Genomic DNA, 8766 nt, shown 5'->3' on the forward strand with positions numbered 1-8766 from the left:
CGCCATTCCACCCGCAAACCCAGGGCAAAATAGAGCGATGGCATCAGACCATGAAGAATCGTGTTCTGCTGGAGAATTACTACCTGCCCGGTCATCTCGAGCGACAGATCGGGGACTTCGTCGACTACTACAATAACCAGCGCTACCACGAGAGCCTGAAAAACGTCACACCCGCTGACGTCTACTTTGGCCGGGACAAGGCCATTCTGAGAGAAAGGGAGAAGATCAAGAACCTGACGATCCGACAGCGCCGCTTGCAACATCAAAAACAAGCAGCATAATCAATCACACAACCGAACCAGAGCCTCCAATGTTCAAGCCACTCTGATGTCCCATTTTATATGACGACGGACAATGTGTCGGCTGCTGTTCGCCGGGGTGCAGATTTCTGAGTTTCAAGCCAACTGAGCGCCTTGCTTGTGCCCTCGAGACAGGCCGTCAGCGAGGGCCCGTCCCTGCACTGACCGATTTCTTTCGCCAGCAACCGTATTTAGACTTCTGTCCCTGTTATACGATCGATGCTAAGATCGTTGGCACTAAACTTGGGGGTTTACATGCAAAAATTGGTCAAACCACAGAACTCCGATCCTCAGAAAGCGCCATTCCCAAAAAGCACGTTCCGACCATTCGCGACCTTGGTCATTGCATTGGCGGCGGCCTTTGGTATTCCGACGGAAGTGCGCGCAGATGAGGTCGTCTGCTCTGATCCGATCGACAGCGAGGCTTCCGTCGCTTTCGCACCTAATAGAGAGGTAGTATTCGACGAAGATTTCGACAATCGGAGATGCCGTTTTTCGGTTGACGGTTGGACATCCGGAAGCCCTCCGCAAGGAGAGATCTTCGGTGCTCTGGATACAATCAATTCGTCATTCTCAGCGATCCGATTGGGAACGCAAAATGGGTCCGAGAACGCCTTTGCGTCCTCAATCGCCACGCTTCTTGCTGCGGCATCTCCCTTCCCGGATGGCGATCCTAAGCTCTCGAGCATCCCGTATCCCTCAGTCATGGCATCCTGTCTGGCGTTGCTGGACGAGGGGGCAGAATTCATTGAGTACCAGAGCTTTGATTTCCAACTGGATGGTTTCTGGTGTGCTGTCGTGCGACCGTCAGAAGACGGGATATCAGCTGCCAACGACTTCTTTGCCAGCAGCGTTGGGTCGAATGCGAGAATTATCGATCTGCGCGCGCCGCGCATCGTTATGATCAACGAGCGTGACGGCCATCGGCAGACACTCCTCCTTTCTGTCTCCAGATAGTTTTGACGAGGACGAAGAAGTGACAGCGCCGAATGAACCCAATTCCGAGCGTGCATCTCCTGGGTTCTTTACCAGGAACTATTGGAAAGCCCTTGCCGTAAAGCTTCGCGACAAATGGATAGAAGAATGGATCACGTTCGTCGTGACGTCAGGCATCGTTGCTGCGGGTGCTGGCGTTTTAGGATATCTTGGGTACCGGGCCGCGAATCCAGACTATCCGCCCGCCTACAATGAAAATGCGGCGCAAAATCCTGACGGCCCGTTTCACTTCATGCCTATGGTTCAATACGCGAGAAAAAATCTGGGTTATGAAGTGCAGTTTGACCCGATTATTGAACCCAACACCGTCGCCATCACATATCCTGAAGCATTATCCGTCCAGAAAATTCGGGGAGACGTATTTAGCGAGTTTCACAAGAAGTATCCACATTGCCTGATTTTCGAGCGTAGAACAATCCAGTCTCCAAGTGACGACCAGGACCCGAAGGTCGTGGTCACGATAAAGCTCAACGAGTTGGCGGGCCCGACTCCGCAGAGCGATGATCCACGACTTTTCTATCGCTGTGAGAAAATCGAGGAGTAACGGCCCCAAGCCGACCTCCACGACCAGTTGCCATTGTGCGCGGCGGCCCGTCATTCCGGCCATTCGCGGCGATTGCAAAATCGGTTGATGGCTGTCCACTTAACCTTCGTGACTGACGAATGAAATGACGGTTTCAATGGGCCGTCGGTTGCGCATTACGGGCTTGTCCGTCATCTGCCCAGGGCGCCCCTGCGCAGCCACTCATGGACGAAGGCAAGCTTTTTCTGAGCGGCGCGAGACACCAAGAATGGATAAACATCATCCAGGCCCATGGAACGATTGGCGTGATTTACGATCGTGACGACTTTGATCGCGGCCCGAATTAACGACATGGGATCCGGTTCCGCGTAGGCATCCCAGCCGGAATACGGCAAACCCGGCAGAGAGAGGCCCGCCGAAATTGCGCTGTCCGTTATGTCGGTCAGATGCAGCAGATGCGCGGCCGTTTCCGCCCAATCCTCATGGGGATGTGCCGACGCATACGCTGTCAAGTAATTCAGGTTCCAGTCATTTGCCGGGCCGTTGCTGTAGTGGCATTTCAACGCAGCTGGATAGTCGTCACGTTCGTCGCCAAAGACCGCGCGAAACGCCTCCAGGAAATCGGTGCGCAGGCTGAGGCGCCACCAGAGCATATGCGCGATTTCATGGCGAAAATGGCCGATCATGGTGCGATACGGCTCGTCGAGCGCTTCGCGTCGCGTCGTGCGAAGCACGGGATCGGCTTCGGCCACGCTGATCGTGACCACGCCATCCACGTGCCCCATCGCCGCGGGCGTCGGCCCGTCATCGAGCATGTGGAAATATGGTGGCGTCCCGCGATCTTCCGGGCGAAACCAGTGCCAGCGTCCGAGATTGTCCAGCACCCAACGCTTCGCGGCCTCGGTCTGAGCCCAGTTCGTGATTGCAGAGGGAACCGAAATGTTCGGCGCCAGCGCCGTCATGGCACAGGATCGACAAAAGGCGTCTTCCTTCGGTGCGATCCAGTTGCATCCGATGATCTCGCGGTTGATGCAAAAGGGCGGCGTCGGAATGAACGCCCGGGCTTGGGGATCATAGCCGACCGGAGTTCCGTCCGCCGTTGTAAGATTGTGAAACCAAAGCGATCCCGCTCCGATTGGGTTTGAAAAGACGTGCATGCAGGACGGGCTCCAGATGTTTGTTGCTGCGGCTCGATTCACCAAGCCGCAGATTTCATGATCAAGCCGCGAACCGAGCGCTCACGGGCTACCGGAGAGGTTCTACACCCAATTCCCGGCGACTTTGCAACACCCCAAAACCAGGGGAGCCGTCCGGCCCTGAACCTCGGCCTGGGGTTGTTGCAAAGAAACGGCGCTATTCCGCTTACGCCTCGCCATGATCCGGCAGGTAGGCGCCATCGTTGTCATGCACTTCCCGGCCCGTGACCGGAGGATTGAAGGTGCAGATCAGGCGCATGTCCTCGGTGCCGCCCCGCAACGTGTGCTGATCGTGCTTGTCCAGCGCATAGAGCGTCCCATCGGTGATCTCGTGCGTTTCGCCGGTGGACTTGTCCACAATGCTGCCGTTGCCGGCCACGCAGTACACCGCTTCGAGGTGGTGCTTGTACCAGAAGTCCAGCTCTGCACCCGCGGGGATGATGGTTTCATGCATCGAAAACCCCATGCCGTCTTTCTTGAGCAGCATCCGGCGGCTTGTCCAGCCCGGGCCATTCACTTCGCGTTCCGTGCCGATGATGTCTTGAACTCGAACAACTTTCATTTTGTAATCCTAAGCATTTGTGATGGACTCAGAGTAAAGCACCGCTGTTCAACGGTGGCAACCAGCATTTTGAGAAGACGCGCCAGAACCATCTTTTTTAAGTTTCAACTCATTGTTATTAATCAGTAAAAATTCCTGAAATTCCGCATTTTACTAGGCGATGACAGGGGCCGGTTTGACGGCTCCGGGGTTTTGCCCTATACTTAGTAAAGCTAAACAATCAGTGATGTGCTGGCCGCGCCAAATGTGTCGCCAGCGTATCGGAATCTTTCAACAGGAGGAAAATCACCTTGAAATCGACAGAAGCTCCCATCGCGAAAGACGTCTCGAACTGGACCGATCCGACCCTTGATTCCGTTCGCGGAACGGAAACGCCCAAGGACCCGAGCAAGGGCTACGTCGCCCTGCTGGGTTGGAGCGTCAACGCCATCAAGGCGGCCCAGAAATTCGACCGTCGCTACATCGTGGTCGCGCCCGATTGGGCCACGGATTTTTGCGAAGCCAACAATATCCCTTACATCCCGTGGGATTTCGCACGGCTGAACGACAGGTCCATGGAGATTGCCCAACGGCTCAAGGACAAGGGCGTGGATGTGGCCATTCCCCTGTTCGAGGAAACCGTCGAATGGTCCGGCGCCATCAACTCGGTTCTGATGGATCAGCCCCGAATGTACGGGCAGTCCGTCCTGTTCCGCGACAAGGCCTTGATGAAGCGGCGCGCCCAGCTGGGTGGTATCCGCGTGGGCATTTTCGAGGAAGCGCACGAAAAGGACGACATCGTCCGCTTCATGAAACGGGTGAACCAGACGCTGCTGAAACTTGACGGCGACCCGGACGACCCGATCCACGTCAAGGCCTTCGACAAGGCCGGCTGCCTCGGGCACCGCATGATCCGGACAATCGAGGATATCGACAATATCCCGGAGGAAGAATATCCGCTGCTGATGGAAAGCCACCTTGACGGGTGGGAGTTCGCGGTCGAGGCTTGGATTCACGACGGCGAAATCAAGTTCCTGAACATCTCGGAGTATGTGACGCTGGGGTATTCCGTCTTCGTGCCCGCCACCCGCGAGCTGGAAAGCTGGCGCAATGCGATCACCAAGCAGATCGAAAAGCTGATCAAGACCTTCGACATCAAGTTCGGCCAGATCCATCCGGAGTATTTCGTGACCTCCGACGGGGAAATGTACTTTGGCGAGGTCGCCTACCGCCCGCCGGGCTTCAAGGCGTTCGAGCTGATCGAAAGGGCTTACGGCTTCAGTGCCTACCAGGCTTCGATTCTCGTCTTCGATCCCAAGAGCACCAAGGAGGAGGTCAACGCCTTTTTCCCGCGTGCGATGGAAGACGCAAAAGGCTACGCGGGCTGCTTCGGTGTGTATCCCCGTCGTCGTGTCGTCAGCAAACTGGACATGCCAAAGGAAACGACAGAACACCCCTACTTCGACGGGCACGAACTGGTGGCCCCCGTGGAGGAAACCGTGCCTGATCGGTCGGCCTTCGGGACACACTGGGGGTTAGTGTTCTTCTTCGGAGACGATCCGATCATTTTGCGCGACCTGCTCAAGGCGCAAGAAGATTTGGACTTTTATGTATAAGCAGGATGCTGGTGTCGTCGTCGCCTCTGCCTGACACCGTAAGTCTATGGCTTTACGTGGGTTTCATCCTGACGGCAAAGTGCCGTTGACATGGCTCGCATCTGTATCTGCCCTCTGCGCGTTTCGGGGGGCAGCTACGGAACGCGCATGAGCACTGGAAGAAGCAAGCGTTTGTGGCAGCCAAAAGAACAAGCTAATTTTCAATCGCATAGACGTGCGATCAAGCGCAAGCATGGTGGCCAGCCGTTGAAGATCGAGATAGCGGGTGGGACGATGGCTTGACCGTACTGGCTTGCTCGGATTCTTGGCTGTAAAGCTGCATTCTCAGGATATGAAATTCTTAGCACGGGAGAATGACCGATGTCCGACGAAGCTGATCTCGACCGCGATGAAGAAGAACAGGCGGACGACTATGAAAACGTCCCCACTTCGGTCATTTTCGAGGCGATCCGCCGCGAAGGCGAGCACGAGTTATCGCGTCCTGCAAGCGCGCTGTGGTGGTCTGGCGTCGCAGCCGGGCTCGCGATCAGCACCTCGGTATTGGCCAAGGGGTTTCTCGCCTCGACACTGCCCCATGACGATTGGGCGGCGGGGGTCATCAACCTCGGCTACACCGTCGGCTTCCTGATCGTCATCCTTGGGCGGATGCAGTTGTTCACCGAGAACACGATCACGCCGATCCTGCCGTTATTCCTTGATCCGACGGGGTCGAACTTCGCACAAACTGCGCGGCTTTGGGGGATCGTGTTTGCGGCCAATATGGTGGGCTGCCTTGCTGCCGCACTGGTACTGGTCCATGGGCATATCCTGCCCGAGGTTAGGTTTGACGGTATCCTCGCCATCTCGCGCCATTATGCAGAGGCGAGCCCGTTCGAGCATTTCGCTTGGGGCATTCCCGCGGGCTTTTTGATCGCCGCGCTGGTCTGGATCCTGCCGAGGATGAAGGATGCCGGCGAGGTGCTGATGATTGTAATCATCACCTACATCATCGGGCTTGGCGGCATGTCGCACGTGGTGGCCGGCTCGACCGAGCTCTTCGTGCTGGTCGTGTCCGGAGAGCTTGGCCTTGCCGAGGCCGTCTTCGGTGGCATCCTTCCAGCGCTTGCAGGCAACGTGCTGGGCGGCACGGGCATCTTCACGGCGCTGACCTATGCGCAGGTCCGCGAGGAGATCTGAGCGCCGTCAGTCCTCCTGGACCTCCTCGAGGCCCCGCGCCAGAACAGCGCCGAGGGCGGCGATGACGGCAAATGCAAGCAGGACGGGCGCCGGACCGAAGCGGTCCGCCGCGATCCCGAACAGCCCGCCCGCCAGAAGCGCCGCCCCGATTAGCGTGTTCGACAGCGCCGTATATCGGGCGCGGAAGGCGTCCTCGGCCATGTCGGTCAGGTGAAGCTTGCGGCCCGCGCGCACGCCCTCATAGGCGATCTGTGCGGCGAAGATCGCCGCCGCTCCACCAAACGCTCCGCCAAGCTCGCCAAGCGCAAGGCCGATGCCGCCCACCACCGCGAAGACCGCAGCGCCGAGCGCGCCCGCGGCCATCAGTGTCTGGCGGCTGGAGCGATCCGAGAGCCGGCCCCAGACATAAGATGCCAGCACAGAGGCCGCGGTCGAGGCCATGACCAGCGGCCCGAGCTGGTCGAGCGCGCTGCGCCCCGACGCGGCCGACAGCATCACGATGAAGGGCGGCGCCAGCGCGGTGACGGCCAGCGCGGCCCGCGAGGCGACGAAGAGGCGCAACTGCCCGTCGCTGACGATCGGCTCGACCAGCGCCGCGAGGCTGCTGTCGTCATCCTCGGTGTCGGGCGTTTTCGCGGGCTCGCGCAGCGTCATGAAGATGACTGACGCAAGCAGGAAGGCCGCCCCCGCCAGCGCGATGATCGCCGCAAGCGGCGCAACCGCCACCTCGAAGAGCCCCGATGCCATCATGAGGCCCACGCCGAAGACCGAGACCGCCGCGACCGAGGCGGCCAGGCCAGTGATCGCGCCGCGCCGCCGCTTTGTGATGGTGCGCGCCAGCGCGTCCTTGTGGCTGACCGAGGCGGCCGAGCGCGCCACGGCAAGCACCGCCAGGCAGCCGACGATGACGGCGCCCGCGGCCGCGCCCGACATGAGGATCGCGGCTGCCGCGATGCCGAGCGCCGCTATGCCCTGCACCGCGCTGCCCGCGGCCCAGAAGCGCTTGCGCTGCGGGCTGGCCTCGACCCGGCGGGCGAGTGCCAGTTGCGGCAGGAGCGCGCCCGCCTCGCGCACGGGCACCAGCAGGCCAATCATCGCGCCCGGCGCCGACAGTGCCGTCAGAAGCCAGGACAGCACCAGCTTGGGGTCGATCAGCGCGTCGGCCGTCTTGGTCAGCGTCAGCGCGATGACATGCACGAGCCCGTTGCGCGCCTCGCCCTTCTTGATTTGCGCGGACTCTGCGCCGGTGATCTCGCCGAAGGCCTTTTCGACCGGATCGCTCATCGCGGATCGAACTTTCCGACCGGTATGCGCAGGTAGCTGTGCCCGTCGGCCTCGGCCTCGGGCAGACGTCCGCCACGGATGTTCACCTGAAGCGCCGCCAGCATGCGCGCCGGCAGGGGTAGGGTCGCGTCGCGGGCATCGCGGATGGCGATGAATTCGGCCTTGCCGATGCCGTCCTTGACGTGCCGGTTGCGCAGGCGGTGTTCGGCCACGGTCGCCATGTATTCCGGGGCTTGCCCGTCATCGGGGTAATCGTGGCCGATATGAAGCCGCGTGTCGCCCGGCAGGTCGAGGATCGCGCGCAGCGAATTCCACAGATCCTCGGTGCTGCCGCCGGGGAAGTCCGCCCGACTGGTGCCGCTTTCGGGCATCATCAGCGTGTCATGCACGAAGGCCGCATCGCCCGCGACATAGGTGATCGAGGCCAGCGTGTGACCGGGCGAGAACATCACGCGCACGGCGATCTCGCCTACCATGAATTCGTCGCCCTCGGCGAACAGCCGGTCCCACTGGCTGCCGTCGGTGGGGAAATCGTCGCCCAGGTGATAAAGGTCCTTCCACAGCGTCTGGACGCCGGTAACCTTTTCGCCGATGGCGGTGGGCGCCCCGAGCTTCTGGGACAGATACGGTGCGGCCGAGAAATGATCGGCATGGGGGTGCGTGTCGAGCACCCAGACCACCTCCAGCCCTTCCGCCTCAATATAGGCGAGGATCTCGTCGGCGCTTTTGGTCGTGATCGCGCCAGCCTCTGGGTAGAAGTTCCAGACGGGATCGACAATGGCGGCATTCTTCGTCTTAGGGCAGTGGAAGACGTATTGCAGGCTGCCAGTGGGCCGGTCGAAGAAGGCGCGGACGATGGGGGACATTGGTAACTCCTCGATCAAAAATTCAGTGGGCGAGCACGAGCATCTGGAAGGCCATCATGGCCGAGAAGGCCAGCGTCACGGCGGTCGCTGCCGATCCGTGGCGGACCTTTTCCAAGGCATCGGGATAAAGTTCCGAAAACACTATCCAGATCATCGCGCCCGCCGCAAGGCCGAGGCCAACGGGCAGAAAGGGTCGGAAGGTTTCGACGAACAGATACGCGGGCGCGGCCATGATCGGCTGCGGCAGGCTGGTGAAGATCGCCCAGAGC

Annotated in this window: 10 protein-coding genes; 5 read left to right on the top strand and 5 right to left on the bottom strand. The window is 59.8% G+C overall.

Features of this window, described 5'->3' with window-relative positions:
- From BMW66_RS19345 to BMW66_RS20200, 3 genes are all read left to right on the top strand, one after another.
- Positions 1–281 (top strand): integrase core domain-containing protein (locus BMW66_RS19345; protein WP_139196255.1); only part of this gene is annotated, 281 nt, incomplete at its 5' end.
- Between the two features lie 273 nt (positions 282–554).
- Complete coding sequence (locus BMW66_RS19350; RefSeq protein WP_139196316.1) at positions 555–1256, top strand: hypothetical protein; 702 nt, start codon at positions 555–557, stop codon at positions 1254–1256.
- 19 nt (positions 1257–1275) lie between these two features.
- Positions 1276–1839 carry a hypothetical protein gene (locus BMW66_RS20200; protein ID WP_139196318.1) on the top strand — a complete coding sequence of 188 codons (564 nt, stop codon included), beginning with the start codon at positions 1276–1278 and terminating at the stop codon, positions 1837–1839.
- 170 nt (positions 1840–2009) lie between these two features.
- Here BMW66_RS20200 and BMW66_RS19360 read toward each other — a convergent pair whose 3' ends face one another.
- On the bottom strand, positions 2010–3017 hold the full coding sequence (locus BMW66_RS19360; protein WP_245729567.1) for a zinc-binding metallopeptidase family protein: 1008 nt from the start codon (positions 3015–3017) through the stop codon (positions 2010–2012).
- A 163-nt stretch (positions 3018–3180) separates the two neighbouring features.
- Complete coding sequence (locus tag BMW66_RS19365; protein WP_093120795.1) at positions 3181–3576, bottom strand: ectoine synthase; 396 nt, start codon at positions 3574–3576, stop codon at positions 3181–3183.
- Positions 3577–3866: 290 nt separating this feature from the next.
- On the opposite strand from BMW66_RS19365, the gene BMW66_RS19370 reads away from it, so the two are divergent.
- Complete coding sequence (locus tag BMW66_RS19370; protein WP_093120796.1) at positions 3867–5171, top strand: ATP-grasp domain-containing protein; 1305 nt, start codon at positions 3867–3869, stop codon at positions 5169–5171.
- Positions 5172–5531: 360 nt separating this feature from the next.
- Positions 5532–6347 (top strand): formate/nitrite transporter family protein, encoded by an 816-nt coding sequence (locus BMW66_RS19375; protein ID WP_093120797.1) that lies wholly within the window; start codon positions 5532–5534, stop codon positions 6345–6347.
- A 6-nt stretch (positions 6348–6353) separates the two neighbouring features.
- Here BMW66_RS19375 and BMW66_RS19380 read toward each other — a convergent pair whose 3' ends face one another.
- From BMW66_RS19380 to BMW66_RS19390, 3 genes are all read right to left on the bottom strand, one after another.
- On the bottom strand, positions 6354–7631 hold the full coding sequence (locus BMW66_RS19380) for an MFS transporter (protein WP_245729568.1): 1278 nt from the start codon (positions 7629–7631) through the stop codon (positions 6354–6356).
- Positions 7628–8497 (bottom strand): MBL fold metallo-hydrolase, encoded by an 870-nt coding sequence (locus BMW66_RS19385; RefSeq protein ID WP_093120798.1) that lies wholly within the window; start codon positions 8495–8497, stop codon positions 7628–7630. Before BMW66_RS19385 ends, BMW66_RS19380 begins: the two co-directional genes overlap by 4 nt.
- Before the next feature lie 22 nt (positions 8498–8519).
- Positions 8520–8766, bottom strand: a 247-nt coding sequence (locus BMW66_RS19390) for a ZIP family metal transporter (RefSeq protein WP_217639355.1), incomplete at its 5' end; no start/stop codon positions are given.

It is taken from the genome of Salinihabitans flavidus, from assembly GCF_900110425.1.
In the GTDB taxonomy this organism is placed as follows: Bacteria; Pseudomonadota; Alphaproteobacteria; order Rhodobacterales; family Rhodobacteraceae; genus Salinihabitans; species Salinihabitans flavidus.